At 49.2% G+C, this 26,147-nt stretch carries 26 protein-coding genes and 1 tRNA gene; 16 read left to right on the forward strand and 11 right to left on the reverse strand.

The genetic code is table 11. The annotated features are described in order from the left end of the window. Positions 1 to 382: 382 nt before the first annotated feature. The 4 genes from KTH89_RS19945 to KTH89_RS19960 all read left to right on the forward strand — a co-directional run bounded on the left by KTH89_RS19945 (position 383) and on the right by KTH89_RS19960 (position 4,705). Positions 383 to 964, forward strand: a complete 582-nt coding sequence (locus tag KTH89_RS19945; protein ID WP_158348062.1) for a TetR/AcrR family transcriptional regulator — start codon at positions 383 to 385, stop codon at positions 962 to 964. Continuing rightward, positions 957 to 2,324, forward strand: a complete 1,368-nt coding sequence (locus tag KTH89_RS19950) for a citrate/2-methylcitrate synthase (protein WP_158348064.1) — start codon at positions 957 to 959, stop codon at positions 2,322 to 2,324. The genes KTH89_RS19945 and KTH89_RS19950 overlap by 8 nt, the downstream gene beginning before the upstream one ends. 223 nt (positions 2,325 to 2,547) lie before the next feature. Next, positions 2,548 to 2,766, forward strand: coding sequence for a cation transporter (locus KTH89_RS19955; RefSeq protein WP_238722863.1), 219 nt, complete (start codon positions 2,548 to 2,550; stop codon positions 2,764 to 2,766). Between the two features lie 67 nt (positions 2,767 to 2,833). Continuing rightward, positions 2,834 to 4,705: a heavy metal translocating P-type ATPase gene (locus tag KTH89_RS19960; protein WP_238722864.1), complete on the forward strand. Its 1,872-nt coding sequence runs from the start codon at positions 2,834 to 2,836 to the stop codon at positions 4,703 to 4,705. Positions 4,706 to 4,713: 8 nt separating this feature from the next. Here KTH89_RS19960 and KTH89_RS19965 read toward each other — a convergent pair whose 3' ends face one another. Further along, on the reverse strand, positions 4,714 to 5,334 hold the full coding sequence (locus KTH89_RS19965; protein ID WP_158348070.1) for a TetR/AcrR family transcriptional regulator: 621 nt from the start codon (positions 5,332 to 5,334) through the stop codon (positions 4,714 to 4,716). A gap of 309 nt (positions 5,335 to 5,643) precedes the next feature. On the opposite strand from KTH89_RS19965, the gene KTH89_RS19970 reads away from it, so the two are divergent. Genes KTH89_RS19970 through KTH89_RS19980 form a run of 3 tightly spaced genes read left to right on the forward strand, consistent with a single transcriptional unit; the run spans position 5,644 to position 9,972 of the window. Further along, a complete protein-coding gene (locus tag KTH89_RS19970) occupies positions 5,644 to 7,005 on the forward strand; it encodes an efflux RND transporter periplasmic adaptor subunit (protein ID WP_238722865.1) in 1,362 nt (453 codons plus the stop codon). Then, positions 6,986 to 7,693: an ABC transporter ATP-binding protein gene (locus KTH89_RS19975; protein WP_158348074.1), complete on the forward strand. Its 708-nt coding sequence runs from the start codon at positions 6,986 to 6,988 to the stop codon at positions 7,691 to 7,693. The genes KTH89_RS19970 and KTH89_RS19975 overlap by 20 nt, the downstream gene beginning before the upstream one ends. Then, a complete protein-coding gene (locus KTH89_RS19980) occupies positions 7,693 to 9,972 on the forward strand; it encodes an ABC transporter permease (RefSeq protein WP_238722866.1) in 2,280 nt (759 codons plus the stop codon). Before KTH89_RS19975 ends, KTH89_RS19980 begins: the two co-directional genes overlap by 1 nt. A gap of 22 nt (positions 9,973 to 9,994) precedes the next feature. Here KTH89_RS19980 and KTH89_RS19985 read toward each other — a convergent pair whose 3' ends face one another. The 3 genes from KTH89_RS19985 to KTH89_RS19995 all read right to left on the reverse strand — a co-directional run bounded on the left by KTH89_RS19985 (position 9,995) and on the right by KTH89_RS19995 (position 11,964). After that, positions 9,995 to 10,777, reverse strand: coding sequence for a prolipoprotein diacylglyceryl transferase (locus KTH89_RS19985; protein ID WP_158348078.1), 783 nt, complete (start codon positions 10,775 to 10,777; stop codon positions 9,995 to 9,997). A 134-nt stretch (positions 10,778 to 10,911) separates the two neighbouring features. Further along, positions 10,912 to 11,802: a 4Fe-4S binding protein gene (locus tag KTH89_RS19990; RefSeq protein ID WP_238722867.1), complete on the reverse strand. Its 891-nt coding sequence runs from the start codon at positions 11,800 to 11,802 to the stop codon at positions 10,912 to 10,914. A 12-nt stretch (positions 11,803 to 11,814) separates the two neighbouring features. Then, the gene (locus KTH89_RS19995) at positions 11,815 to 11,964 is read right to left on the reverse strand and encodes a CD1871A family CXXC motif-containing protein (protein ID WP_238722868.1); all 150 of its coding nucleotides are present in this window, start codon (positions 11,962 to 11,964) and stop codon (positions 11,815 to 11,817) included. Positions 11,965 to 12,423: 459 nt separating this feature from the next. On the opposite strand from KTH89_RS19995, the gene KTH89_RS20000 reads away from it, so the two are divergent. Next, the gene (locus tag KTH89_RS20000; RefSeq protein WP_158348082.1) at positions 12,424 to 12,804 is read left to right on the forward strand and encodes a DUF6483 family protein; all 381 of its coding nucleotides are present in this window, start codon (positions 12,424 to 12,426) and stop codon (positions 12,802 to 12,804) included. A gap of 80 nt (positions 12,805 to 12,884) precedes the next feature. On the opposite strand, the gene KTH89_RS20005 is transcribed toward KTH89_RS20000, so the two are convergent. Further along, complete coding sequence (locus tag KTH89_RS20005; protein ID WP_238722869.1) at positions 12,885 to 14,258, reverse strand: MATE family efflux transporter; 1,374 nt, start codon at positions 14,256 to 14,258, stop codon at positions 12,885 to 12,887. Positions 14,259 to 14,382: 124 nt separating this feature from the next. Here KTH89_RS20005 and KTH89_RS20010 point away from each other — a divergent pair, with 124 nt between their 5' ends. Beyond that, positions 14,383 to 14,925, forward strand: coding sequence for a PadR family transcriptional regulator (locus KTH89_RS20010; RefSeq protein ID WP_238722870.1), 543 nt, complete (start codon positions 14,383 to 14,385; stop codon positions 14,923 to 14,925). A 165-nt stretch (positions 14,926 to 15,090) separates the two neighbouring features. On the opposite strand, the gene KTH89_RS20015 is transcribed toward KTH89_RS20010, so the two are convergent. Together KTH89_RS20015 and KTH89_RS20020 are read right to left on the reverse strand one after the other, a co-directional pair. Then, complete coding sequence (locus tag KTH89_RS20015) at positions 15,091 to 15,354, reverse strand: metal-sensing transcriptional repressor (RefSeq protein WP_158348088.1); 264 nt, start codon at positions 15,352 to 15,354, stop codon at positions 15,091 to 15,093. After that, a complete protein-coding gene (locus KTH89_RS20020) occupies positions 15,351 to 17,927 on the reverse strand; it encodes a heavy metal translocating P-type ATPase (protein WP_238722871.1) in 2,577 nt (858 codons plus the stop codon). Before KTH89_RS20020 ends, KTH89_RS20015 begins: the two co-directional genes overlap by 4 nt. Before the next feature lie 359 nt (positions 17,928 to 18,286). Between KTH89_RS20020 and KTH89_RS20025 the strand changes: the two genes are divergently transcribed. Next, a tRNA-Val gene (locus tag KTH89_RS20025) sits at positions 18,287 to 18,359 on the forward strand. Positions 18,360 to 18,441: 82 nt separating this feature from the next. Here the strand turns inward: KTH89_RS20025 and KTH89_RS20030 are convergent. Next, positions 18,442 to 19,185: a nucleoside/nucleotide kinase family protein gene (locus tag KTH89_RS20030; protein ID WP_238722872.1), complete on the reverse strand. Its 744-nt coding sequence runs from the start codon at positions 19,183 to 19,185 to the stop codon at positions 18,442 to 18,444. 218 nt (positions 19,186 to 19,403) lie between these two features. On the opposite strand from KTH89_RS20030, the gene KTH89_RS20035 reads away from it, so the two are divergent. Next, positions 19,404 to 20,201, forward strand: a complete 798-nt coding sequence (locus KTH89_RS20035; RefSeq protein ID WP_238722873.1) for a MerR family transcriptional regulator — start codon at positions 19,404 to 19,406, stop codon at positions 20,199 to 20,201. 50 nt (positions 20,202 to 20,251) lie between these two features. Here the strand turns inward: KTH89_RS20035 and KTH89_RS20040 are convergent, their stop codons facing one another. Then, positions 20,252 to 20,779 (reverse strand): hypothetical protein, encoded by a 528-nt coding sequence (locus KTH89_RS20040; RefSeq protein ID WP_238722874.1) that lies wholly within the window; start codon positions 20,777 to 20,779, stop codon positions 20,252 to 20,254. A 217-nt stretch (positions 20,780 to 20,996) separates the two neighbouring features. Between KTH89_RS20040 and KTH89_RS20045 the strand changes: the two genes are divergently transcribed. Both KTH89_RS20045 and KTH89_RS20050 read left to right on the forward strand, forming a co-directional pair. Further along, positions 20,997 to 21,617, forward strand: coding sequence for a recombinase family protein (locus KTH89_RS20045; protein WP_158345680.1), 621 nt, complete (start codon positions 20,997 to 20,999; stop codon positions 21,615 to 21,617). 205 nt (positions 21,618 to 21,822) lie between these two features. Beyond that, on the forward strand, positions 21,823 to 22,125 hold the full coding sequence (locus KTH89_RS20050; protein ID WP_238722875.1) for a hypothetical protein: 303 nt from the start codon (positions 21,823 to 21,825) through the stop codon (positions 22,123 to 22,125). A 22-nt stretch (positions 22,126 to 22,147) separates the two neighbouring features. On the opposite strand, the gene KTH89_RS20055 is transcribed toward KTH89_RS20050, so the two are convergent. Then, positions 22,148 to 22,429, reverse strand: coding sequence for a hypothetical protein (locus tag KTH89_RS20055; RefSeq protein ID WP_238722876.1), 282 nt, complete (start codon positions 22,427 to 22,429; stop codon positions 22,148 to 22,150). A gap of 175 nt (positions 22,430 to 22,604) precedes the next feature. Between KTH89_RS20055 and KTH89_RS20060 the strand changes: the two genes are divergently transcribed. Then, a complete protein-coding gene (locus KTH89_RS20060) occupies positions 22,605 to 22,997 on the forward strand; it encodes a helix-turn-helix domain-containing protein (RefSeq protein WP_238722877.1) in 393 nt (130 codons plus the stop codon). Positions 22,998 to 23,047: 50 nt separating this feature from the next. Here the strand turns inward: KTH89_RS20060 and KTH89_RS20065 are convergent, their stop codons facing one another. Then, on the reverse strand, positions 23,048 to 23,395 hold the full coding sequence (locus tag KTH89_RS20065; RefSeq protein ID WP_158345683.1) for an MGMT family protein: 348 nt from the start codon (positions 23,393 to 23,395) through the stop codon (positions 23,048 to 23,050). 171 nt (positions 23,396 to 23,566) lie between these two features. On the opposite strand from KTH89_RS20065, the gene KTH89_RS20070 reads away from it, so the two are divergent. Together KTH89_RS20070 and KTH89_RS20075 are read left to right on the forward strand one after the other, a co-directional pair. Then, on the forward strand, positions 23,567 to 24,952 hold the full coding sequence (locus tag KTH89_RS20070; RefSeq protein WP_238722878.1) for an MATE family efflux transporter: 1,386 nt from the start codon (positions 23,567 to 23,569) through the stop codon (positions 24,950 to 24,952). A gap of 128 nt (positions 24,953 to 25,080) precedes the next feature. Then, entirely contained in the window at positions 25,081 to 26,109 is a 1,029-nt protein-coding gene (locus tag KTH89_RS20075; protein WP_238722879.1) for a GGDEF domain-containing protein, read from the forward strand. Positions 26,110 to 26,147 lie beyond the last annotated feature (38 nt).

Consider the following 26,147-nt stretch of genomic DNA (forward strand, 5'->3'; position numbering starts at 1 on the left):
CCCGGTTCAGAGGCTCTTGCCCGTCGGACGTGAAGTCCGCCGGTCATCCTGAACCCGGCTTTCCGATTCCACTAAGCGGGAGCTCAGCCGCCCTATGCGCTCCAAGGGAGACACAAAGGAATCCGGCTGCCCGGAGCATCCCGGGACACCGGCACGCACCCCTGCCTTTAAGCAGCGGGCATACCCAAACCCGGGGAAGAACCCATTTGCTTCCCGTTGATCCCCATTTATATGATCCCAGTTTAGAAAAATATCAGGATTTGTTCATAGAACTTTTACAATTGTCAGTAGTTTTACAATTGTAAAAGTTCTGTTTTTATGATATAATACATAAATAGCGACAGTAAAAGCAGCGCCGCGCGCACAAGAAAGGAAGAGACGTATGGGAGAGAATCCGATACAGATCCGTTCCAGAAACAGTCTGCGGAAGGCACTCATTTCTTTGATGGAAGAAAAACCATTCGACAAAATCTCCATATCGGATATTGCAGTTCGAGCAGAATTATCCCGTCAGACTTTTTATACGAATTTTGATACGAAGGAAGAAATTCTGGAGCATTTTCTCCGGGAGATCTTTAATCAATGTTCCCGGAACATGAAGTTTGACAGCTCGAGGCTGATGGAGTTCCTTCGTGGATATTTTGGCTTTTGGGAGACGTATGCTCCGTTTTTGCGGCTGCTCCTGGAGAATAATCTGAGTTATTTGTTTTTGCGGCAGAGCCGGGCTTATTATCAGGAAGTGATCGTCCGGCCGCGGAGTACCTATACGGACGGGAGGGTGATTCCCTATATCCAGTCCTATGCGGCGGGAGTAACCTATGAGCTGTTGATTACGTGGATTCGGAATAACAGGGATCTGAATCTGAATGAGATTTCTGAAGTTGCCTATGGGCTGCTGACCGGCAGTTTTATCAGAGGCGACTTTAAGATAAATAATTCTACGAGAGGTGATATGAATGGGTGATTACAGAATGGAACAGTATAACTCGGAGTTTGCCAAACTGGCGGATGTATGCAGGGAAAACGGCAAGATAGACAGTGAATTGTATACGAAGTATAACGTCAAAAGAGGGCTTCGCGATATCAACGGCGAAGGCGTGGTGGCGGGCCTGACCAGGATCTCCACCATCAAATCCAAGGAGAATGTCAACGGAGAGATGGTACCCTGCGAAGGAGTCTTACGCTACCGGGGAATCGATGTAACCGAGATGTGTAAAGGATTCATCGGGCAGAAACGTCTGGGATATGAGGAGACCGCATATCTGCTTTTGTTCGGAAAGCTTCCGGATGAGGCGGAACTGAAGGGCTTCCAGAACCTTCTGGCCGAGAGCAGGACGCTGCCGAAGAATTTTGTCAGGGATGTCATCATGAAAGCATCCAGCGCGGATATGATGATCACACTGTCCAAGAGCATCCTGACGTTAGCCTCCTATGACGACAATACGGACGACTTAAGCCTGCCCAATGTATTAAAGCAGTGCATCAAGTTGATCAGCGTGTTCCCGATGCTGGCGATCTACGGTTATCACGCGTATGGATATTATGACTGCAATAACAGTTTCTATATTCACAATCCGTCGCCGGAGCTGTCCACCGCGGAGAATATATTGAAAATGCTCCGCCCGGATCAGAAATACAGCGCGCTGGAGGCAATGGTGCTGGATCTGGCGCTGATTCTGCATATGGAGCATGGCGGCGGGAACAACTCCAGTTTCACCACCCATGTGGTTACTTCCTCCGGCTCCGATACGTATTCCGTAATCGCCGCGGCTTTAGGCTCCCTGAAAGGACCGAAACACGGCGGCGCGAATATCAAAGTAGTGCGGATGTTCGATGATATGGAGAGCAACGTGAAGGATCTGACGGATCAGGATGAGGTGGCCGCTTACTTAAGAAAGCTTCTGCACAAGGAGGCCTTTGACAAGGCGGGTCTGATCTATGGTATGGGACACGCGGTATATTCCATGTCTGATCCCCGTGCGCAGCTGCTGAAGAGCTTCGTGGAAAAGCTGGCCAAGGAAAAAGGCCGGGAAGAAGAGTATCAGTTGTATAAGATGGTAGAGGGGATGGCTCCCCAGATTATCGCCGAGGAACGCCATATCTACAAGGGCGTCAGCGCCAATGTGGACTTCTACAGCGGATTCATATACAGCATGCTGGATATTCCGGTGGAACTCTTTACCCCCATGTTCGCCATCGCCAGAATCGTAGGCTGGAGCGCACACAGAATGGAGGAGCTGATTAATCAGGATAAGATCATACGCCCCGGATACAAGAGCGTGATTCCTCCCACCGACTACATAGAGATGTCCAAGAGGCCGTAATGTAAGTACAGTTTTTAATGTAAGTATAGCCCTGAATACCCCGGTATAAGAACCGGCAGGTGTTCGGGGCTTTTTTGATGAAAAATTTATTTTTCCTATTGACATTTCGAGTGGCGTCGTATAATATAATATATGAACAATCGTTCATATGAAAAGATGAATTTGCATAAAAGAAAGAGCGTATGAATGCTTAAAACAAACATATTATAAGGAGGAGAAAGTAATGATGAAAAGATACCAGCTAAAGGATCTGGATTGTGCCAACTGCGAGGCAAAGATGGAGAATGCGATCAATAAAATAAGTGGGGTAAATAAAGCGACGGTAAGCTTTATGACACAGAAACTGGTAATTGATGCAGAGGAAGGACATTTTCAGGAAATTATGAAGGAAGTCGTCAGAGTCTGCAAAAAAGTGGAACCGGACTGTACCATTCAAATGTAAAGCTTGCTTTCAACCGTTTCATAGATGATACACCGCAGGAACTGCGGTATAGGAGGTAAAAATAAAGATGACGAAGAAACAGAAAAAAACGTTGACCCGAATCATCATAAGCGCAATACTCCTTGGAGCCTTTATGCTGATGCCAACGACGGCCGTGATTCCTGAGAAATGGCAGATGTGGTGGCAGTTAGGAATCATGTTGATCCCTTATCTTCTCATAGGCAAAGATGTGGTGTGGAAGGCTGTGAGAAATATCCTGCACGGGAAAGTGTTTGATGAAAACTTTCTAATGTCAATAGCCACCGTGGGAGCTATGGTAATCGGCAAGTATTCAGAAGGCGTGGCGGTAATGCTGTTTTATCAGGTTGGAGAATTATTCCAGAGTTACGCGGTGAACCGATCCAGGCAGTCCATTACCGAGCTTATGGATATACGGCCGGATTACGCGAATATCGAAGAGGACGGCGGGCTAAGACAAGTGGACCCGGAAGAAGTCCGGATAGGCGATATCATCGTTGTGAAAGCCGGGGAGCGGATTCCGCTGGACGGCAAGGTTGCGTCGGGGACATCGCTGCTGGACACCTCGGCTCTGACCGGGGAATCAGTGCCAAGAGAAGTGGTTCCCGGCAGCGATGTGATCAGCGGATGTATCAACACCAGCGGCCTTTTGCGGATCGAAGTCACCAGAGAGTTTCAGGAATCGACGGTTGCCAAGATATTAGATCTGGTGGAAAATGCCAGCAGCAAAAAAGCGAAGGCAGAAAATTTTATTACCAAATTCGCCGGATATTATACGCCGGTGGTTGTAACAGCGGCCCTATTACTGGCGGTTATCCCGCCCCTGTTTCTGGGATTGGCTTGGGGGGACTGGGTGAACAGAGCATTAATGTTCCTGGTTATTTCCTGTCCGTGTGCCCTGGTGATCTCGATTCCCTTAAGCTTTTTCGGAGGAATCGGCGGCGCGTCCAAATGCGGCATTCTGGTAAAAGGAAGCAACTATCTGGAAGCGCTGGCCGACATGACTACGATCGTATTTGATAAAACCGGAACATTGACAAAGGGTGTATTTAAAGTCACAAATCTGTATCCGGCGGGGATGAAGAAGGAGGAGCTGCTTCAGTACGCTGCTTTGGCCGAGTCTTATTCGGATCACCCGATATCCCTGTCCCTAAAAGAAGCTTATGGAAGGAAAATGGATGCGGAAAGGATCGGGGAGGTGGAAGAGATCCCCGGGCACGGAGTATCTGCCGTCGTCGACGGACACAGGGTCTTAGCCGGAAATTTGAAACTCATGAAACGTATGGATATCCCTTATGAGGAAAATTCAGTGTCCGGCACGGTGGTCTATGTGGCTGTGGATGACAAATTCGCAGGCAGTATCGTCATAGCGGATGAGGTCAAAGAGGATGCCAAAGCAGCCATAGCCGCTCTCAATGAAGCGGGAGTGAGAAAGACCGTGATGCTGACCGGCGACCGGCGGGAAGTCGGGGAGGAAGTAGCCTCCAAACTGGGGCTGGATCAGGTTTATACGGAACTCCTGCCGGGAGATAAAGTCGATAAAGTGGAAGAACTGCTGCAGAACATGAACGGCAGGGAACAGCTGGCCTTTGTGGGAGACGGGATCAATGACGCGCCTGTACTGTCCCGGGCAGATATCGGTATCGCCATGGGGGCTATGGGGTCAGACGCGGCCATCGAAGCGGCGGATATCGTACTAATGGATGATGAACCGTCCAAGATCGCGGTGGCTGTGCGGATAGCCAGAAAAACCCTGCGGATCGTGCGCCAAAATATCGTGTTTGCGCTGGGAGTCAAGGCATTTTTCCTACTCCTGGGAGCCTTCGGAGTGGCCACTATGTGGGAGGCGGTATTCGCAGATGTCGGTGTGTCTGTTATCGCGATACTGAATGCCACCAGGATTCTTAGAACAGAAGAATAATATAGTGCCTAGGGGAGCAGTGGATGGTCGGAGAGCAGGAATAAAAGGGTCCGGATCAGTTCCTGCTTTAGTGCCTGGACATTGAGGTAATCGTGTTTATGGAAGGCGATCTCGTGGCAGTAGTCTTCCACGAGATGGTAGGACATGTGGACTTTTTCCTGGATGTTCGTGGATACCAGGGACAGGCTGGTGATGATGTCGGTTAATTGTGCGGTGATTTTATTTTCTACTTCCAGGAAGAGGGCATAGACATCGGGATCTGTGTGAGCCAGGCCGCCCAGTTCTTCATGAGCCGACCTGGTTTCCCGATGGCTGTCGGCAAAGGAATCTATGATCCGGCTAAGAAGCTCGGGCAGGTTTTCGATTGTCTTGATTTCTTTGAGGCTTTGAAACATCGGACCGGTGATCTGATCTGAGTATAGCTGGAGCGCGGCCAGAAGGATGTCTTTTTTGTCGCGGAAGTAGCTGTAGACGATGCCGGTGGATACTCCTGCCAGCTTGGCGATTTCAGCGGTGTTGGTGTGATAATAGCCTTTCCGGCAGATTAATTCCAGGCCGGCTTCTGCGATTTTCTGCTTTTTTTCAATGGAACGCTGCTGTCTTGGCTCCCGAATTTTTTGCTTTTCCATACGGCTCCTTTCTAGGTATCTATGAGATTGTTTATGGCTGTTTTTGGCAGTTGGATTTTGGGCTTATGATCATAATTGGATATGCCCCCTTTCCAATGAGGCTTAGTTGTAGTTTAGACAATTCGCGGATGGTTGTCAAATCCGGTTATACTTTTATGAGGTAAGGTGACAGACGCCCAGCGGGTTTTTAATGAGGGAAAGAAGAATTGACAAAATATGAAATTAATTTCATGTTTTTGTTGACAGTGACCCGAAAGAAATATATTATAAATGTGAAATGAATTTCATATTTCTAGGGAGGTGGGAGAAATGACGAAAAAGCGGAAGGCAGGAATGTGGATCTGCGCGGCGGTTGTGATCAGTGCAGCGGTGGGTACGGTGGGATATCGATTTTCTGCTGTAACGGTACATACGGAAACGGCGGGCAGCGGAGAGGTCCGGGAAATGGTGGAAGGCACAGGAACCATCAAGAGCGGCCGGACGAAGGCATATTATGCGCAGGTATCCGCAGCCGTTCAGGAGTTTACGGGAGTGGAAGGAGCTTCTGTCCAGGAGGGAGAGAAACTGGTCACATATGATATTTCTGATCTGGCCAATGCGGCGGGGCAGGCGGCACTGGCAGTGGAGGCGAATGAGGGGGCATATAAAAATGCTGTGCAGTCTGATTCCAGAAGTTCTGTAATTGTGAAAAATTCTGAGACATCCCTGGATGTGCTGGAGCAGCAGATCCAGGATGAAAAGAATTTTATCGCAGGTCTGCAGGAAACGCTGGCACAGGCGGAAGAAAAAGCTGCCGAGATCAGCAGCGTGCAGTCGGCTCTGAGCATGGCAGCGGATGACCAGACGAGGGCGGCGCTTAATGAAAAGTTAGCGGGACTTCAGAGCGGCTATGACAGTCTGGATGTCCCGGGAACCAGTGCGCAGATGAGCAGTCACCAGACTCAGCTGTCCCTTTATATGGCTTCCTGGACCCAGTATCAGTCAGAACATTCTGCCGCGGATGCGAACAGGCTGAACAGCGGCGGTAAGGATCAACTGCAGGCGGCCAGCGGCGCGGCCAAGCTTCAGCTTCAATTGGCCGAGGAAGATCTTCAGAAGGGAACATACGGTGTCATCGCGGAATTTAACGGGATACTGACGGATATCGCAGTGGAGGAAGGCGCGATGGTCATGAAGGGGACACGGCTGTTTACCCTGCAGGATCCTTCCGACTGTAAAGTGCAGCTGGATGTCTCAAAGTATGTGGTTGGAAAGCTGGCGGCCGGCCAGAAGGCAACGGTTTATCTGGCGGACAGGGAGTACGGGGGCAGCGTGGAGCGGATCAGCCGTACCGCGGAAAAAGATGCGGATAAACCGCAGATCTGTGTGGATATCCATATGGACCAGCCGGATGATAAGGTATACATTGGGCTGGAGGCGGACGTCAGTATTCTGATCGATGAGGATAAGGATACCCTTCGGATACCGGCCGAGGCTTTGTACACGGACGACGGCTCTTATTGTTATGTGGTATCGGAGGGCCGGATTAAACGGCGGAATCTGGTGACAGGCCTTACAGGTGAGGAGTACGTGCAGATCTTGGAAGGCCTTGAGGCAGGAGAGCAGGTGATAACAGACCCTGTGAAAGCCAGTCAGGAAGGAGACCGGGCCTATGGACAAAACGCTGATTGAATTCGAACATGTCACGAAGGAGTATCAAAGCGGGGAACGCAGTTTCTATGCACTGAAGGATGCGAATCTAAACATATGTGAAGGAGAGCTGGTGGTGATACTGGGGCCCAGCGGAGCTGGTAAAAGCACCCTGCTGAATCTGCTGGGGGGAATGGATACGGTTACCTCCGGGTCTATTCTGTTCGAGGGTGAGGATATCACAGGGTATACGGATGACGCGCTGACGGATTACCGGGCCAGGAATGTGGGGGTTGTATTCCAGTTTTATAATCTGATTCCCACACTGACCGCTTATGAAAATGTAGCCCTTATGCGGGAGCTGGAAGAGGATACCATGGACCCGCTGGAAGCGCTGGGGGCTGTAGGACTATCGGAGCATATCCATCAGTTTCCCTCGCAGATGTCCGGCGGAGAACAGCAGCGCACCTCGATTGCCCGTGCTCTGGCGAAGAAACCGAAGCTTTTGTTATGCGACGAGCCGACCGGGGCGTTGGATACTGAGACTGGGAGGGAAGTCCTGAAACTGCTGATATGGATGAGCCGCGTGAAGAAACGCACAGTCGTGATGGTGACCCATAACAGTTCATTCGCAGGGATCGCGGATAAAGTGATCCGGGTGAGAAATGGACAGATACAGGAAATAATCGTCAATGCTGAGCCTAAATCGGCGGATGAGGTAAGCTGGTAATGCTGAAACGTAAGCTTTGGAGAGATTTTCTGAAAAACCGCACACAGTTTTTATCGATTTTCCTGATGTCTCTGCTGGGAATGCTGGTGTTTGTCGGTCTGGACGCAGAGGCTACCGGTCTTCGGAAATCTTCGGACACCTATTATGAGCAGACGAATCTGGCAGATCTGTGGCTGCAGGGGAGTCTCTTTACAGACAGGGACCAGGACAGAGCCCTTCGGACCAGGAATGTGAAGCGGGCGTCTCTGAGACTAACGGTTGATGCAAAAGCACAGATGCCGTCGGGCGAACCATCGATGAAGTTGAATTTTATCTCGGATCAGGAAGTGTCGGGGATGCTGCTGCTGGAAGGAACGCCCTGGCAGCCTGGGACCGCTGGAATATGGGTTGATGACATGTTCGCGCTCCGGCAGGGAGTGGAGATAGGGGATATACTGACACTGCGTTACGAGTCTGTGGATTTTCAGGAACCGGTCAGAGGGATAATAAAGAACCCGGAATATGTATATTATACCGGGGACCAGGCAGAGATGATGCCGGATTACGGAAATTATGGGTATGGCTTCCTGGACCCGGAGGAATTCCCGGGGGATTTTCCGGGTTATGATACGATATTGGTCGACATTCAGGAGGAAGCCGGTATCTCTGCGGTTAAAAAGGCGCTGGTACAGTCTTTTGCCTCGGAAAATCTGGTGATTACCGGGCGGAATCAGCAGAGCAGTTATCAGACGCTGGATTCGGAAATAGAACAGCACAAAATGATGGGCTTATTATTCCCCTCCGTTTTTCTGTTTATAGCGGTTCTGGGGATTATAACGACTATGACCCGGATGACTGCAAACCAGAGAATGCAGATCGGTACGCTGAAGGCATTGGGATTTACAAGAAAGAAAATAACACGGCATTATGTATCCTACGGGATACTGATCAGTGTGCTGGGGGCGGTGTTGGGATCTGTCCTGGGATACTGGCTGATACCGGAACTGATCTTCTCCAATTTCTCACAAATGTATCTTCTACCGTCCTGGGATCGTTCGCTCTCCGCACTGTCCGCGGCCGGCCTCGTGCTTGTGGCGGTGATATCCGCCCTGGTCAGTTTCCTGGCCTGCCAAAGGCAGTTAAGAGAATCTCCGGCGGACACGCTGAAACCTCCGGCTCCTAAGCATATCAGACATACGGTGCTGGAAAAAAGTAAATTGTGGCTGCGGATGAATTTTTCTTCACAGTGGAATCTTCGGGATATTCTCAGAAATAAGATCCGGTCGCTTATGGGAGTCATCGGGGTGGCCGGCTGTACCATGCTTTTAATCTGTGCCTTTGGATGTTATGACTCATTCCGGTCACTGGCGGACTGGTCCTTTGAGGAACTGATGACCAACCGTACGAAGATATTACTGGATGAACAGGGAGGGGTTCACCTGGGACAGGAGCTGGCTGACCAGTATGACGGCCAGATGATTGTGGAGAAAGCTGCGGAGTTTGAATCGGACGGCGTTACGAAGACCGGTCAGCTGACCGCGGTGGATGACGGTAGCTATTATCATTTCCAGAATCCGAAACAGCAGGAGGTGCAGCTTACGGAAGGGGGAATCGCCCTCTCCTATAAGATGGCACAAGCCCTGGACGTGGAGGAAGGGGAATTTGTAAATTGGCATCCCATCGGCGACAGCACCTGGCATAGATCCAGGATTTCGCAAATTTACCGGGTGCCTACCGGACAGGGGATCGCTATGACGCGTAAGACTTATGAAAAATTAGATCTTTCCTTTCGTCCCACAGCGGTTTTGACGAATCAGATCCCGGAAGCCGGCCTGGGAGATCAGGAGGGAATTCAGGGGATTCAAAGCCTGGACGATATGAAAAACTCCATGAATGAGACGATGGAAATGATGTACCTGATGGTGGGAATCCTGATTCTGGCGGCCATAATCCTGGGAACCGTGGTCTTATACAACCTGGGAGCGCTGTCTTTTATAGAGAAGACCAGAGAAATCGCCACACTGAAGGTTCTGGGATTTCGAACCCGAAGAATCCGCGGCATATTGCAGAAACAGAATCTTTGGATTACCGCAGCCGGAATATTGCTGGGGATCCCCCTGGGATATGGATTACTGGCCGCGCTGTGCGGCAGTATATCAGAGTCGCAGGACATGATCCCCTATGTGTCCAAAGCGTCGATGCTTTTGTCGGCCGCGGGGACCTTACTGGTCTCAGCGGGGGTGAATTTTCTACTGTCAGGAAAGACAAAGCTAATTGGGCTTGTGGAAGCGCTAAAATAGGAGCGCTTCCTCCGAAGATGATTTATGATTCCTCGGTTTTTTGTGTCTCTTTATTAAGCTTGTCCCGTTTGTTGAGGCAGAATAACTGTATCATTCCGAAGATTACGATGAAGATGGAGATAAACTGCGAAGTCGACAGGAATCCGACATTCCCGCGGGGATCGTTCCGGAAGATCTCGATAATAAAGCGTCCGACCCCATACAGGATCAGATACAGATTGATCACTCTGCCGTCCGTAGGCTTGCGGCGTGCATACAGAATCAGGACAATGGCCAGCAGCAGATCCCCGACACTGGAGAAGATCTGGGTGGGCAGAAGCCGGATTCCGTTGGGAGCCATTGGGGAATTCTGAAAAACGATGCCGATGGAACAGGTGGTCTCCCGGCCATAACAGCAGCCGGCCATCAGGCAGCCGATGCGGCCCAGGCACTGGCCAATGGCCACGGAAGGCGCGATCAGATCCAGACATTTCAGAAAATTGACTTTTTTACGCCGGGTGTAGATAAAGCAGGCCAGCACACCGCCCAGAATACCACCGTATACCACGAAGCCGTTAGTGATATCAGACAGCACGTTTTTGGAGTGGATCAGATTGGGCAGATCGGTAATCAGATAGAGCAGTTTGGCGCCCAGAAGCCCGCCGACGATACAGCAGAGGGCCAGATCGATCACCGTATTGCCGTCCACTTCATATTTTTTGGAACGGTACATGGCCAGCAGAATCGCCGCCAGGAAGCCAAGGGCAATCATGAAACCGTAGCTGTAAATCGTGATGGGACCGATTGAAAATAATTTATAATGCATAACATTCTCCTCTTGTGTTGATATGATCTATTGGATAAATAGACAGCATGGCTGTTCAGCGATACTATTTGTTCATTGTATGCTACTTTGTAAAAATAATCAACCCACAGCTGAACTTAAAGTCCTTCCGGGGTTCAGAAGGTCTGATCCTGTGCGGCTGTTTTTTCCTGTTGCTTACGGACGGCAAAGCCACTGCGGATCGCGTGATGGGGGCAGGCTTTCTTGCATTCCCCGCACCGGATGCATTCGGGACTGTTGGGCTTTTGATAGATGGCGATATCCATCTGGCAGGTGTGCTTACATACATTGCACCCGGTACATTTGGACGCGTCCACCTCGTAATGATAGAGGGACCATGGATTACACAGGCCGTATATGGCGCCCAGCGGGCAGATATACTTGCAGAACGGCCGGTAGCTGATGACCGATAGCAGCAGGATCATAAACAGCAGAAACATTTTCCAGCTGAACAAAAAGCCGATGCTTTCCTGCAGGCCCGGGTTGGCCGATACCAGCGGGATTCCACCCAGGAGAGTCCCTGAGGGACAGATCCATTTACAGAACCAGGGGGAACCCTGGCCTACCACATTGACCACGAACAGCGGCAGCCAGATGACGAATACCACCAGAATGACGTATTTCAGATAGCGGAGCACCTTATCTCCCGGCAGATTCTTTCTCTTGACCGGAAAAGGGATCTTATGTAACAGGTCCTGCACCAGCCCGAAGGGACACAGGAATCCGCAGACCAGACGCCCTACCAGGGCGCCTACGGCGATGAGAAAACCGACCACGTAGTAAGACATTTTATAATCACGGCTTCCCAGGACCGCCTGAAGGGAACCGATCGGACAGGCACCAAGCGCGCCGGGGCAGGAATAACAGTTAAGCCCCGGAAGGCAGAGCTGCTTGGAAGGCCCGGTATAAATTTTTCCTTTGATAAATCCTGCGATATACCCGTTGGACAGAGCGGTAAAACCCAGCTGAATCCACAGGCGCAGGTGTTTTTTTATGGACTGTATCAATCGTGCGCCCTCCTATCCTATGCCGATGCATTCCAGGCAGATTGCGGCCGCCTTCTTAAACACGACCAGATTCTCTTCGCGCAGGATTCCCAGGCAGATAAATGCGATACCGACGGCCAGCATGCACAGGCCTGGCAGACGTTTCTTCCATTGAGCGGACATAGAAACCTCCTTATGTATAATGTAAAATTATAAGTTACAGTTTGCATTTATTATTGTACACGACATAGGGGAAACTGTCCAGAAAAAATTTTACAGGTTTTCTTTTAACTTTGTCGTTCCTTTTTGACGTTCTTTTGGCAGGCTTTTTTTATTCCACAGAAAAATGCGCCTATGGAATAAAAAGCCCTCCGGGGGATCGCACTGCGGCGGGAAGGAAGATGCCGCTTACGCGGCCCGCCGTAGGCGGAGAGTTTCGCAAGCGAAACTCTTATTTCTAAGGTCCTGGGGCTGGAAATTTGCGGTGCAAAGTGGTATATTATAGCTTATCATTCAGCGGGGTTACAGCCGCCTTTTGGGAATTTTAGGAAATCTTTTTAGGGAATGTTTTTGCAGATGCCGGGTGACGGGACTATATGCCTGCCGGACATTTGCCATAATAGTAAAGGAGATGAGAAGCGTATGTTTGAACAGGATTATATTATGCGCATGATCCATGATCTGGTGCGGATGCTGGCAAAACTATTGCTGGGAAAGGATACGGTAATGTATGAGTTCCCGGATGAAGCGGAGTTTACGGAAGGAGATTTTCTGTATAAACGGATTTTGCAGCTTCTGGAGGCGGGCCGGATTAATGAGGCGGAAAATATGCTGTTTGAGGGGATGCACACGGATGATCTGAGTTACTTTGAGATGGCTATGGATTTTTATACCCGGCTGAACCAGCTGGATGACGCATATCTGGAGGAGCACGATTACTCGAGGGAAGAAATTGAGGACGGAATCCAGATGGCGGCCCGGGCTTTTGGTATTTCGGACGAAGTAGTCTCTATGCTGAAATAAAGAATAGAATACCGTCGGATTTAAAAGACGGATCGGACGGACCTCCCTGCCGGTGCAGGAAGGCCCGTCCTTTTATGAGGCTACTTTAGGGTCGGAACAAACTGCTTTCTTTCAGAAGCTAACTCTTTGTGAAGCCGCACGGCCATAAATATTGTTATAAAGGCGGAGAGAACATCCGCAGCCGGCTGTGAATACAGAATCCCCTTTAAGCCCCAGAACCGGGGCAAAATCAGGATAGCGGGAACAAAGCAAATCCCCTGTCTTAAGGCCCCCAGGAAACAGCCTTCTTTTGCTTTTCCCATCGCGAGGAAAAGGGAGGAATATACGGTGTAAAAGCCAAAAAGCAGGAAGGATAAAGCATTTGCCCTTAAAGCGGTTCCGCCGACACGTATCATTTCCGCATCATTTTTCGTAAATCCTGAGATAATGGCAGTGGAAAAGGCTGCGGTGACCAGACCAAAGATCGCACAAAATATTGTTGACCAGATGATAGAAGTTTTGACCGCCTCATGTAAGCGGTCATATTTTTTTGCGCCGTAGCTATAGCCGGCAACAGGCTGCAGCCCTTTTAAAAATCCAAATACCATCAGAGTTCCCAGAGACATTATTTTCGTTACCGCCCCCATGGCAGCCAGCGCGGAATCCCCATATGGCTTAACCCCGTCGATGATCATGGTTATGGAAAGGCTGGTCAGCAGCTGAAACGCCAGTGTGGGAATACCGATTTTTAATATTTCAGACAGGATCTCTTTCGATAAACAGTAATCGCGAATACGAAAACGGAATAAACTTTTTTTACTCAGGATGTAGCCAAGATACATCAGGGAAGATACACACTGCGAGACGGCTGTGGCAGCCGCGGCGCCGGCTACCCCAAGATTCAGGCGGTAGATGAAGAGCGGGTCTAAAATAACATTTAGCACCGCGCCTGTCATTAATACGCACATAGTTGTCTTAGCCGCGCCCTCGCTGGATACGATGTTATTCATTGTGACATTGAAGACGTTGAAGATGGAGAATGTCACGTAGATGCGGGTATATGTAAGGGCATAGGGCATTACAGTCTCTGATGCGCCTAACCGGTGCAGAATTGGTCTCAGAAAAATAACGGAGAAGAGTACGACTGCCGCTCCCGCCAAAAGGCTGCTGTAAATCGCGGTACTGGCGGCTTTGTCTGCGGTTTCTGTATTCCCGCGCCCCAATAGTCTGGAAAGATAGGAGGCTGCTCCATTTCCGAATAATAAGCCGATGCCCACGACCACCTGCCCGAGGGGGAAGGCCACCGTGATTGCGCCCATTTGGCTGGTACCCAGCCCCCCCACAAAATAGGCATCCGCCAGATTATATAGCGCGTTGATCATCATACCGATCATAGTCGGTAATCCCAAAGCCAACAGCGCCTTTGGCACTGCGGCGCTCCCCAGTAGTTCAATTTTCTTGCTGCCTGTGTTCATATGTATGTAACGCTCCTTTCTCTTGACATGAAATGTAAAGTATAGTACTATAAAATATAGTAAAAACGACATGGTGTTTATACTACTATAAATTATAGTATTTGTCAACGGAAAAGGAGGAAATATGGCAACGATAGATTTAATCGTATTGGGCATGTTAAAAAAAGAAGCGCTGAGTGCCTACGATATCCAAAAATTAGTAGAATATCGCAACATATCCAGGTGGGTGAAAATCAGCACGCCTTCGATCTATAAAAAAGTGATTCAGCTTGAAGAAAAGGGATATATCAAAAGTAATACGGTAAAAGAGGGAAAGATGCCGGAGAAAGCAGTCTATTCCTTAACGGATTCAGGGGAAAAAGAATTTGAAAACCTGATGACAAAGATTGCCGCCCAGCCTATCCGGTTTTTCCTGGATTTTAACGCGGTCATCGTAAATCTGGACAGCCTCTCTGCGGAAGAACAAAAATCTTGCCTGAAAAGTATTGAGGAAAATGTAAAAACGTTAAAAGCCTATTTGGAAGAAAACATAAGGGAAAAGGAAAATATACCGGAGATTCCCAGGACAGGAATGGCCGTTTTACAACAGCAGCTTATTTTGGCACAAGCAATCGAAACATGGATCGCCTCTCTTGACGCTGCATCGCCGGCCGGCGAACCGGTATAAGTTAAAATATAAAGATAAATGTAAAGAAAAACAGATATTAAAACAGATAGAAAAACAGATATCCGCAAACTGAGTTTTGGCGGACTCAGCCAGCGGGTATCTGTTTTCGTTCGTATTGATTTTTGTTATGCCGCTTTACTTTTCATGCGATTCCCCGGCAGGAGCTTATTTTTCCATCTTATCCAGCAGGGAGAGGATTTCGTCGATCTTTTCATCCGCGTCGCCGGAGGCGAAAGCTTCTTTGACACAGCCTTTCATGTGTTCTTTGAGAATCTCCCGGTTTACCCGGCGCAGAATGGCCTGTGTGGCTAACAGCTGGGTGGAAATGTCGATACAGTAGCGGTCTTCCTCCACCATTTTTAAAAGACCGTCCAGCTGTCCCCGGGCAGTTTTTAACAGACGGGTAACGGTTGCTTTGTCGGCTTTCATAGAACCGATACCACTTCATAGCCCGCGTCGGTAACGGCCTGGCTCAAAGTCTCATTGGAGAGTTCGGAGGTTAACTCGACCGTTGCGGTTTTTTCCTCCAGATTCACCTCGGCGGATGCTACACCCTCCAGGGCGTTCAGGGCTTTTTCTACGTTTGCCTTGCAGTGGGCACACATCATTCCGTTTACCGTTAATACTTTTTTCATTTCATCGTCTCCTTTTTGCGTTTTATTTTCATTTTCCATATTGAGTGGACAGGTGTCGGGCGCGGCTTGCAGGTTGTCTTGTAAAACGGGCTCGGGCCGTGTAAAGCTGGGTTTGAAGAAGCGCAGCCGCAGGGCGTTGGTTACTACACAGAAGGAGCTTAAGCTCATGGCGGCGGCTCCGAACATGGGGTTGAGCTTTAGGCCGAAAGGCAGGTAAAACAAGCCGGCGGCTAGGGGGATTCCAATAGTGTTGTACAGGAATGCCCAGAACAGATTCATTTTAATGTTGCGGATGACGGATCGGGATAGCTGAACCGCGGCGGCTGCGTCCAACAGGTCGCTTTTCATCAGGACTACGTCCGCGGATTCTATGGCCACATCGGTTCCGGCCCCAATGGCTACTCCGACGTCGGCCCGGGCCAGCGCCGGGGCATCGTTGATTCCATCGCCGATCATAGCGACTTTCTGGCCCTTTTCCTGCAGGGCGCGCACTTCGCGCTCCTTATCCTGGGGCATGACTTCGGCCACGACCCGGTCGATTCCCAGCTGGCGGCGGATGGCCTCGGCGGTTCTGCGATTGTCTCCGGTCAGCATTACCACATCGATGCCCATCTTCTTGAACTCTTCAATGGCCTGCCGGCTGGTGGGCTTCACCGTGTCCGCCACGGCTATAATTCCCAGCGGCTTTTGATTTTGCGCAAAATACAAAGGGGTTTTTCCGTCTTCGGAGAAACGCTCGCCGTCTTTTTTGAGGGATGAAAAATCGATTCCGTTCTGCTCCATGAGTTTCAGGTTGCCGGCCAGGCAGGAGGTGTGGCCGATCTCTCCTTTGATACCAAGCCCCGAGAGGGCCTGGAATTTTTCCACAGGCAGAAGTTCAAAGCCTTGTTCCGCGGCGTAGCCCACGACTGCCTCGGACAGAGGATGCTCACTGGGAGCTTCCAGGGATGCGGCCAGCAGGGCCAGGCGGTCCTTGCCGGCGCCGGGAGCCGCAAGCAGGTCCGTAACCTTAGGTTTTCCTTCTGTTATGGTACCTGTCTTGTCCAGTACAACAGTTTTGACCAGATGGGCAGTTTCCAGGGCTTCCGCGGACTTGAACAGGATGCCGTTCTCCGCCCCTTTCCCGGTTCCCACCATGATCGCCACCGGCGTCGCCAGTCCCAGCGCGCAGGGGCAGGAGATAACCAGCACTCCGATTCCCACGGATAAGGCGAACTCGATGCTCTGTCCGGAAAGAAGCCAGATTCCGGCGGCCAGAACTGCTATTAGGATGACGACGGGTACGAATACACCGCTGATCTTATCCGCCAGTTTGGCGATCGGCGCTTTGGAACCGGCGGCTTCTTCAACCAGCTGTATGATCTGCGCCAAAGTGGTATCGTCCCCCACCTTTCTGGCTTCAAATTCAAAATAACCGGATTTATTGATTGTGGCGGCGATGACGGAGTCGCCTTCCTTTTTTTCAACCGGAATACTCTCTCCTGTCAGGGCGGACTGATCCACCGAAGAAGCGCCCTTTGTGATTACGCCGTCTACCGGTATGCTGCCTCCTGGCCGTACCGCCACAATATCGCCGATTTTGACATCCGAGGTAAGAATCTCCTCCTCCTGGCCGTCTCGGATGACGGTGGCCGTTTTCGGCGCCAAATTAATCAGTTTTTCGATCGCGGCGCTGGTCTTGCCTTTGGAACGGGTTTCCAGATATTTTCCGAGAGTGATCAGCGTCAGGATCGTTCCGGCAGATTCAAAATACAGATCCATATGATAACGCCCGACCAGCTCAAAGTCCTGATAGGCAAGGCCCCAGCCCATCTGATAGATGGCCACGATCCCGTAAATCACCGCAGCGGTGGAACCGATCGCAATGAGGGAATCCATATTTGGCGCTCCGTGGAACAGGGTCTTAAAACCAACCCGGTAATATTTTCGGTTCACATACATAATCGGCAGGGTCAGCAGGAACTGGGTCATGGCGTAGGCGATCCCATTTTCCAGGCCGGCTAAAAAGCCCGGAAGCGGAAGCCCGATCATATGCCCCATGGACAGATAGAAAAGGGGCAGGAAGAAGATAATAGACAGGATCAGCCGATGCTTCATATTCTTTAATTCTTCCTGGGCGGGATTCACAGGTTCGGCCTGAACCTTTCCCGTGTCTTTCGCGTGAAGGACAGCCCCATATCCGGCATCCTCCACGGCCTGAATGATGCTCTGAGGCGTGACCGAAGCATCGTCATATTCTACCGTCATATTGTTTTGCAGCAGGTTAACCGTGGCCTGCTTTACGCCGGGGACCTTGGCGGCCGCCTTCTCCACGTGGGCCTGGCAGGCCGAACAGGTCATCCCGGTGACATCAAATTTTTGTTTCATAGCAGTCTCCATTCCGCCGCCGTTGGCCGGCGGCACAAATAGTGATGAAAGATATGCGCGTTCTATTTTATTTATATACACCCCACCGGGGGTGTGGTAATTACGATATAAGCATAAACTTATTTTCTTCTATTGTCAAGATTAGTGAAAAAAATTTTATTGGCGAAGTGTGTTATGGGCTTTACATATAGAATCAGTTTTGGCTGTATTACAAGAAATTATGTAAAATTTGGAATACATAAATGGGAAGAGGAACAGGGATGATTTACCTTTTGAATTATATGAATGAAACGGTGACTTTTTTATAATTTTATGCTTGTATCTTCAGAAAAACGTGATACAATAGTAACATGAACTTTGGAGATATAGCTCAGCCGGGAGAGCGTTCGCCTCACACGCGAGAGGTCACGGGTTCGAGCCCCGTTGTCTCCATTGGAAAGCCCTAGTGTCCGCTAGGGTTCTTTTTTTATTCCATAGGAAAAGTGCTCCTACGGAATAAAAAAGCCCTCCGATTTTATGTAAGCCTTTTTGCGCTGTTATCCGCCGGATCCCAGAGCAATTCCAGATCCGCCTTCCGGTGTCCGGCCAGAGCGAGCTTTACATTCGGTTCATCGCTGTCCCGATAAAAGTCCGCGGCTTCCTGTGGAGTCAGGCCGCCGGAAATTTTCCGCTTTATGAGGCGGTCTCTTAAAAGCTGTTCGTCTGTAGAAAAGAAGATAGAATAATCACAGAACTCATCTGCAATGGAACGCCATGGTTCAAACGGCAGAAGCAGCCAGTTACCGTCTATCAGAACGATATTTTGTTCCACCTCCAGGCGGTCCGCGATGACGTCGTGAAGCGTGCGGTCGTAATCCGGCCAGCGGCATTTGGTTTCTTTCAGCATACACAGATACCTTTTGAACTCATCGGTGTCATAGGTCTGGGGGCAGCCTTTTACACTTGCCATGGATACGGTCCGGTTATCCCGAAGCAGCGTATGGGATAATAAATATTTCTGCGGAAAATGAAAACCATCCATGCAAAGCGCCTGAACAGGTTCCAGGTCCGGAGTATTCAAGGACAGGTATTCCAGAAAACTGGCGGCCGTGGATTTGCCGGCCGCGGGAGGGCCTGCCAGAAATACTGCAATACGCCTCTTCCTAGTATGATAAAGCTGACTGAGAGTCTTAAGCAGCGGAAGCCAGATGAGACGGATGTCCGAATCGGGAAAAGCAGCCGTTACCGGAAAACCGTTGATTTTAAGTGTGATATCCATAGAAATCCCCCTCCAGCCGCGGTATGCGGCAATCTAAATTTCGGTATAGATAGTCGGAATGTGTTAGTTTTTTCAGTTTAATACGTCCTGTAGATAAAGTCAATTTGATTATTGAAGATATCAAAAGATATCAAATAATCTCTTGACCTTGCCACAATGCAAAGGTGTAAGATGATATCAGAACCGGTTCAAAATGATTTAAAAGGAGACTGAAAACTATGTTTACCATCGGTGAATTTTCCAAGTTAAGCCGGGTATCTGCCAGAATGCTGCGGCACTATGACCGCATCGGGCTGCTAAACCCCGCCAATGTGGGCGAAGAGAACGGGTACCGTTATTACGAGGCTTCACAGCTGAATACCTTGAAGCAGATTGAGACCTGGAAAGGCTATGGTTTTACCCTGGCGCAGATCAGCGATCTGTGCAGGCTGGTGCCGGAAGAACAGCTGCGGTGGCTTCAGGTACAGAGAAGCAGACTGGACGATCAGATACGGGATTTACAAAGGAACCTTCGCCGTATGGAAAACGAAATACGGTTCATGGAGGGAACACAAATGCAGAGAGAATATGATGTCATCGTTATGGAAAATCCGGCACAGAAGGTGTTCGGTCTTAGAAGAAATATTTCAATGAATGGACAGGAAATTCACGGGCTTATTCAGGATATGAAAAAAGAAGCGGAAAAAAGAGGACTCAAGCAAGCGGGCCCGCTGCAGATGGTCTATTTGGATGAAGAATTCAGCCATGAGAACACTGCGGTGGAGATCCAGATGCAGGTAAATGAGGAGCATCCGGATGTGAAAAACATACCGGGCTGTACCTGCGCGGCAGCGATTCATACCGGACCGCTGGAAGAGGTACAGGATGCTTACGGCGCCATTTGCCGCTGGCTTCAGGAACATCCGGAATATCATATGGCGGGTCCCACCATTGAGAGATATCTGAAGGATGAACGAATGGCACGGACGCCGGAGGAGCTGGAAACAGGAATTTTATTTCCGGTGGTGAAAATCTAAGCAGAGAGATAAGAGCCGGTGCAGTCGGCAATACATCTTTCATAGGTGAACTAATATAACCAAAGAGTAGGCAGGTAAAAAAGATAAGGAGCGGTAAATATAGCTAACACAAGAGCTAATTTCCGCTTCAAAGCCTGCTTAAGCGGCAGCTTGCGAAAACTGATTTTCACATTGAACAAGTAAATCAAAAATACCGACACGGCCACGCAAATAGTGGTCCATAGAAAAGAGTAAATATTCGAAAACGGATTTGAAGTTACGGTATTTGTCAGATGCTGATGCCACCATTGTCCCATTGGACTTTCAGATGCAAGCAGTGAGTCCGTGAGGATAACGGTCAGCATCATAACAGCGCCGGCAATATCGGCGAGAAATCCGAAGATCCAAATTTTAACGACACTTCTTTTATATATCTGTTTCCATTCCCCAACCTTCAGGAATTTAAGCGCCAGCAGTACTACCACGGAATCAATGATAAAATTGGCAGGCAATATAAACAGCCAGGTCAATGGGAAAAGCCACAGCATCCATATAGGAAAGATTATATTATACAAAGAAATCCGTCCTTGTTTTTTCATAAGTCCCCCTTGTATTACAAATCGTGACGTCTGCATTCAATTATAACAAAAGAAATGGGAAGACGCATCCTTTTTCTGCCGTTTTCGACGCTTTACCAGATAAATAATTCGAATCCGTTACATAAATTTCAGGAAACCTTTGAAAGAAGGCAGGAAAATTGTGCATAATGATATGGTAACGACAACATAAGGGATATTGACACACAAGGAGGTATTTATGACGGAAAAAACTTATGGTTATGCCCGGGTTTCCGCAAAGGATCAGCATGCGGACCGGCAGCTGGAGGCTCTGATCCATTACGGAATTCCCAGGTCGGCAATCCTGGTGGACAAACAGAGCGGAAAAGATTTTAACAGGCCCGCATACCAGAGGCTATTAAAAAAGCTTCAGGCCAAGGATGTGCTGGTGGTGAAAAGTATCGACCGGTTGGGAAGAGACTATCAGGAAATCATCGAGCAGTGGAGGGTTTTGACGAGAGAGAAGCAGGTAGATATTGTTGTTATGGATATGCCCCTTCTGGATACCAGACAGGGCAAAGATCTGATCGGAACGCTGATTAGTGATATTGTCCTTCAGCTCCTGTCCTTCGTAGCGCAGAGCGAGCGGGAAAATATTAAGCAGCGTCAGGCAGAGGGGATTGAAGTAGCCAGAAAAAGAGGAGTACGGTTCGGGAGGCCGCCGAAGGAGCTCACGATGAATTTTGAAATCATTGCAGAACGGTGGCGGGAAAAAGAACTGACTTCAAAACAGGCGGCGGATCTGCTGGGAATCTGCGAACGGACATTCTACAGAAAGATAAAGATTACAGAAGCGGGGGGAATTTGCGATCAGACATAAAGTACACTTTATGTCAGTGTATATTTTACAGAATGGATGAGTGTTAGTATAGACAATTCTATTGTGAAATGCTAAAATATATGTAAAATTTCGTTTATAATCTAAACTTCTGATTCAGAAACATATTCAAACGCGTAACTGACAAATGGTGTACTTTATGTCAGTGTGCCGTTCAGCATTCTTAAAAGAAAGCAGGAGGATACAAATGAAAAAGACCAGGGATGTGCAGCCCGAAGGATCGGGTTCTGCTACTAAGCGCAGCGAGAGTCTGCTGGATCTTATAGCGAAAGAGGCGCACTGTGACTATCTGTCAGATCTGCATTCCTTATATCTGAAGGGACAATTATCGGCCCCCGTCAGCAGGATTGCGGAGGATCGGTTCGGTGTACAGCAATGGACGGAAGCGGTAAGCTATATAACCAGACGGACCTTGTCATTTACCAGCGTTCAGGAGGCGCAGCAGTATCTGTTGGTAAAGGATCATACAAACGGAGATTTTGGTTTGTAAATCAAAATCTCCGTTTTTCATATTAAAAATCAAAGCAATACAGGGTCTTCAGAAATCTCTGTTCCTCATCGGAAGCGCTTTCGTTCAGCGCTTTATCTATCTTGTCGTATATCAAATCCAAAATATCGGCCTGCCGCCAGGGATCTCCCTTGTGTTCACCAAAATAAAAGGTAAGCATTTCATAGTCCAGCATCCAATGGTTCCCCATTACCTGCCGGATTTTATTTTCGCGCTGTATCACAAAGTTGATGTAATCCTCTGATATTCCCGGCAGTGATGGATTCGTATCGTAGCTATTGTTCAATTTTTTACCTCCACATCCTTCCGATCATTTAAAGTAACTACAAGGAACTGATAAACGGAAAAACCGGAATCCCAACAGTGAACTTTAAATATAGACGTAGTTTAAACTACTTCTATATTTAATTATAAAGTAAAAAAATTGAATATACAATATGAAAAAGAAAGGAGCTGATTCTATGAGCGCGGAAGATGGTCAGACGGACAGTACTGTGGGTGCAAAAGATGGTCAAATGACCAGTAAAACTGTGGGCGCGAATATCCAGAGAATACGTTTGGAACGTGGTTTGACCCAGGAGAAACTGGCTGAAGCGATTGGGATTAGCCCTACCTATATGAGCACCATTGAAACAGGTAGACGATATCCAAGTTTGAAGATATTGGTAGATATCAAGAACTTTTTTGGTGTTTCGATCGGTCAAATTATGGGAGACGAATTAAATTATGGAAGAGAAGAGCTGAAAGATCTGGATTTTTACGATCGTCGGCTGTTAAGGATAATGAAATTATATAGTATGGCGGAAAAGGAACTAATCTGTGATACTCTTGATTATTTAAAAGACAAAAAATAGTAAACTGCGCCGATCACGGGCGCAGTTTTTCGTCTGTCGGAATGTGCTTTTTATAAGCTGGGATTTCCGTCCGGCATACCGCCTGGCTCCGGGATATAGCGGTGCCGGTCGAGCCTTACGCGATCCTGGTCGTCGAAAGTGACGCCCTCCTTTTTCAGCATTTGACGCTGAATCTGGGGGTCCCCAAAGGCAAAGCCGGTGCACAGGGAACCATCCTGGAAGATGACCCGGTGACAGGGGAGGCACAGGCTGTCGGGAGCACGGCGCATAGCAAAGCCGACGGCCCGGGCAGCGCGGGGATTTCCGGCCAGACGGGCGATCTGCCCATAGGTGGCCACCTTACCGTAAGGGATATCCTGTACAATTTGGTAAATACGTTTGGTCAGTTCGGATGACATAGCGGTACACCTCCTGAGACTTATTATACACATTTTAAAAAGATCTACAACCGGATTGTAAGCAGCGGCCGAATCGGTTATGATAACTATATGCGGTCCTTTTAGCGGGCCCTTGAATAAAAATTGCGGCAAGAACGAGGGAAAGGATGAGGGGAATTGGGAGACATATCAATGGATTACGAGGAAGAGACGGAGGAACAAAAACAGTACACAAGGATGACGCAGACGCCCATTCATAAGCTGATTACTACATTGGCTGTTCCTACGATTATCAGTATGATGGTAACCGCCATTTATAATATGGCGGATACGTTTTTTGTATCCCAACTGGGCACCAGCGCGGCGGGAGCGGTAGGCATCGTTTTTTCCCTTATGGCATTGATCCAGGCAGTGGGTTTTATGCTTGGGATCGGTTCGGGAAGCCTGATATCCAGACTGCTGGGACAAAAGAGAAAGGAAGAGGCGGATCAGGTAGGCTCCACCGGTTTCTTTATGGCGCTGGTGTTTGGCCTGGCGGTGACGGCCCTTGGCCTGATATTTCTAAAACCGCTCATGAAGCTTTTAGGATCTACACCGACCATTCTGCCTTACGCCAGTGATTATGCCAGATATATTTTACTGGGAGCGCCGGTGATGGGAGGTTCCTTCGTATTAAATAATGTTCTGCGCTCGGAGGGAAAAGCTACGCTGTCCATGGTAGGGATCTCACTGGGCGGAATCCTGAATATCATTCTGGATCCCATCTTTATCTTCGGCATGGGGCTTGGGATCTCCGGAGCGGCTATTGCCACGGTTTTAAGCCAGTGCGTGAGCTTTTGCATCCTGCTGGCGTGCTTTCTTACGAAGAAAAGCACGGTGCGGCTGCATATCCGGAATATATCCCGCAAGGGAGCTACTTATCTGGATATCGTGACGACCGGCTTTGCGTCCTTTTGCCGGCAGGGGCTGGCCAGTATCGCCACAGCGGTCCTGAATGTCCAGGCGGCGGCCTATGGAGATCCGGCGGTGGCGGCGATGTCCATCGTGGGAAGGATCTTTATGCTGGTGTTGGCGGCTATGATCGGATTTGGCCAGGGCTTCCAGCCGGTGGCCGGTTTTAATTACGGGGCGAAGAATTACCGGAGAGTGAAGGAGGCGTTTTTCTTTTCATTGAAAACAGGGATTTTGCTGATGACGATTCTGGCAGTGGCGGGATGGTTCACCGCGCCGTCGCTGATGGCGCTTTTTCGGAAGGAAGACGCGCAGGTGATAGCCATCGGCACATTTGCAGTCCGGGCGCAGTGTCTGGTACTGCCCCTGTTCCCGCTGGGGGTCATCAGCAATATGACATTCCAGGTGATCGGAAAATCCCTATGGGCCACGCTGCTTTCCGCCGCCAGACAGGGAATCTTCTTCCTCCCGCTGATTCTGCTGCTGCCTCCGTTGATCGGGTTATACGGAGTCCAGTTGACACAGCCATTGGCGGATCTGTTAACGTTTGCCGCCTGCTTTTTCTTTCTGGTTCCATTTTTCCGGGAATTAAACGCTCAGGTGGAGGAACAGGAGAGGACGGCATAAGCCGGTTCCGAAGGCCGGAGAAAAACGGGTGTATTTCTATTATAAAATATGGTAGAATACATTCATGCTGAAATAGTGAAAAAAATAACACAAGACACAAGACGATGAGGATAAAGACAGGTGAGTATATGGATGTTACAAAAGCGGTGGCCACGATGCAGGGAGGTTCTTTGGCGGAATTCCTGAGGGAGAATCCGGATCAGGGTATCCTGCTGGGGATCATAATAGTGCTTATTTTTGCAGTGGCTTTTCTGGCCTGGTGCGCCTGCGTGGGAAAATGGCAGAAGAGAGCGGCTGCGCTGGAGCATGAACGCTGTATCCAGCTTTGTGAACTGAGTAATGAATGTTTTTTTCAATATGACATAAAAAAGGACCGGATCTGTTTTTCCGGGTATGGCGCGCAAAAGCTTGGATATGAACCCAGGATCGACCACGCGTCGTCCTTATTGGAACAGGCGGAATGGGATAAGACGCCGGAGACGGGGATGATCCGGTATCTGACCGAGGTCAAAGAAGACAGCCAGGAACTGAGGGCCAGGCTTTTAAGGGGCGAAACCCGCTGGTATCAGATTACGAAGAAGCTGGTGGTCGATGAAAAGAACCGGCCGGTCTATGTGGTTGGAAAAATTACGGATATCCAGCAGCTGATGGAGGAGAAGGAACGTTGGGCGGACAAAGCCAGAAAAGACGGACTGACCGGGCTGTACCATCCCACCGCCAGCCGTGATTTTATTCAGAACTATTTGGATGGCAGAGGAAATAAAGGGGCATTTTTGATTATAGATATCGATCATTTTAAGGGCGTCAATGACCGGCTCGGCCATCTTGCCGGCGACCAGGTCCTCATGGGAATCACCCAAATCCTGCAGCAGATATTCCGAAAAGACGATATTATAGGCCGTCTGGGAGGAGATGAATTCCTGGTATTCCTGACCGGGGTGCGGGACCGGAAAATCGTGGAGAAAAAGTGCCGCCTTCTGTGTAAAAAGGTTAAGGAGTACACAGAACGGGAACATAATGAAAAGATCAGCGTCAGCATCGGCGCCGCGTGTGTATCCTCCGGCATGCATTACGACAGAGTATACAAAGCGGCGGATAACGCATTATATGTGGTAAAAGAAAGAGGCAGGGACGGTTACGAGATCGTGGGATTGTGATACGGACCGTCTGCAAATGAAAAGAAATGGAATGAACA

Source organism: Diplocloster agilis, from assembly GCF_019042275.1.
GTDB lineage: Bacteria > Bacillota > Clostridia > Lachnospirales > Lachnospiraceae > Diplocloster > Diplocloster agilis.

What these genes read in the sequence shown, in the direction of transcription:
- KTH89_RS20020 (WP_238722871.1), bottom strand. Translation starts at nt 17,927, where the DNA reads ATGAAACAAAAATTTGATGTCACCGGGATGACCTGTTCGGCCTGCCAG.
- KTH89_RS20000 (WP_158348082.1), top strand. Translation starts at nt 12,424, where the DNA reads ATGTTTGAACAGGATTATATTATGCGCATGATCCATGATCTGGTGCGG.
- KTH89_RS20045 (WP_158345680.1), top strand. Translation starts at nt 20,997, where the DNA reads ATGACGGAAAAAACTTATGGTTATGCCCGGGTTTCCGCAAAGGATCAG.
- KTH89_RS19970 (WP_238722865.1), top strand. Translation starts at nt 5,644, where the DNA reads ATGACGAAAAAGCGGAAGGCAGGAATGTGGATCTGCGCGGCGGTTGTG.
- KTH89_RS20035 (WP_238722873.1), top strand. Translation starts at nt 19,404, where the DNA reads ATGTTTACCATCGGTGAATTTTCCAAGTTAAGCCGGGTATCTGCCAGA.
- KTH89_RS20050 (WP_238722875.1), top strand. Translation starts at nt 21,823, where the DNA reads ATGAAAAAGACCAGGGATGTGCAGCCCGAAGGATCGGGTTCTGCTACT.
- KTH89_RS19975 (WP_158348074.1), top strand. Translation starts at nt 6,986, where the DNA reads ATGGACAAAACGCTGATTGAATTCGAACATGTCACGAAGGAGTATCAA.
- KTH89_RS19960 (WP_238722864.1), top strand. Translation starts at nt 2,834, where the DNA reads ATGACGAAGAAACAGAAAAAAACGTTGACCCGAATCATCATAAGCGCA.
- KTH89_RS19965 (WP_158348070.1), bottom strand. Translation starts at nt 5,334, where the DNA reads ATGGAAAAGCAAAAAATTCGGGAGCCAAGACAGCAGCGTTCCATTGAA.
- KTH89_RS19955 (WP_238722863.1), top strand. Translation starts at nt 2,548, where the DNA reads ATGATGAAAAGATACCAGCTAAAGGATCTGGATTGTGCCAACTGCGAG.
- KTH89_RS20010 (WP_238722870.1), top strand. Translation starts at nt 14,383, where the DNA reads ATGGCAACGATAGATTTAATCGTATTGGGCATGTTAAAAAAAGAAGCG.
- KTH89_RS20075 (WP_238722879.1), top strand. Translation starts at nt 25,081, where the DNA reads ATGGATGTTACAAAAGCGGTGGCCACGATGCAGGGAGGTTCTTTGGCG.
- KTH89_RS19985 (WP_158348078.1), bottom strand. Translation starts at nt 10,777, where the DNA reads ATGCATTATAAATTATTTTCAATCGGTCCCATCACGATTTACAGCTAC.
- KTH89_RS20070 (WP_238722878.1), top strand. Translation starts at nt 23,567, where the DNA reads ATGGATTACGAGGAAGAGACGGAGGAACAAAAACAGTACACAAGGATG.
- KTH89_RS20030 (WP_238722872.1), bottom strand. Translation starts at nt 19,185, where the DNA reads ATGGATATCACACTTAAAATCAACGGTTTTCCGGTAACGGCTGCTTTT.
- KTH89_RS20015 (WP_158348088.1), bottom strand. Translation starts at nt 15,354, where the DNA reads ATGAAAGCCGACAAAGCAACCGTTACCCGTCTGTTAAAAACTGCCCGG.
- KTH89_RS20065 (WP_158345683.1), bottom strand. Translation starts at nt 23,395, where the DNA reads ATGTCATCCGAACTGACCAAACGTATTTACCAAATTGTACAGGATATC.
- KTH89_RS19995 (WP_238722868.1), bottom strand. Translation starts at nt 11,964, where the DNA reads ATGTCCGCTCAATGGAAGAAACGTCTGCCAGGCCTGTGCATGCTGGCC.
- KTH89_RS20040 (WP_238722874.1), bottom strand. Translation starts at nt 20,779, where the DNA reads ATGAAAAAACAAGGACGGATTTCTTTGTATAATATAATCTTTCCTATA.
- KTH89_RS20060 (WP_238722877.1), top strand. Translation starts at nt 22,605, where the DNA reads ATGAGCGCGGAAGATGGTCAGACGGACAGTACTGTGGGTGCAAAAGAT.
- KTH89_RS19980 (WP_238722866.1), top strand. Translation starts at nt 7,693, where the DNA reads ATGCTGAAACGTAAGCTTTGGAGAGATTTTCTGAAAAACCGCACACAG.
- KTH89_RS19945 (WP_158348062.1), top strand. Translation starts at nt 383, where the DNA reads ATGGGAGAGAATCCGATACAGATCCGTTCCAGAAACAGTCTGCGGAAG.
- KTH89_RS19950 (WP_158348064.1), top strand. Translation starts at nt 957, where the DNA reads ATGGGTGATTACAGAATGGAACAGTATAACTCGGAGTTTGCCAAACTG.
- KTH89_RS20005 (WP_238722869.1), bottom strand. Translation starts at nt 14,258, where the DNA reads ATGAACACAGGCAGCAAGAAAATTGAACTACTGGGGAGCGCCGCAGTG.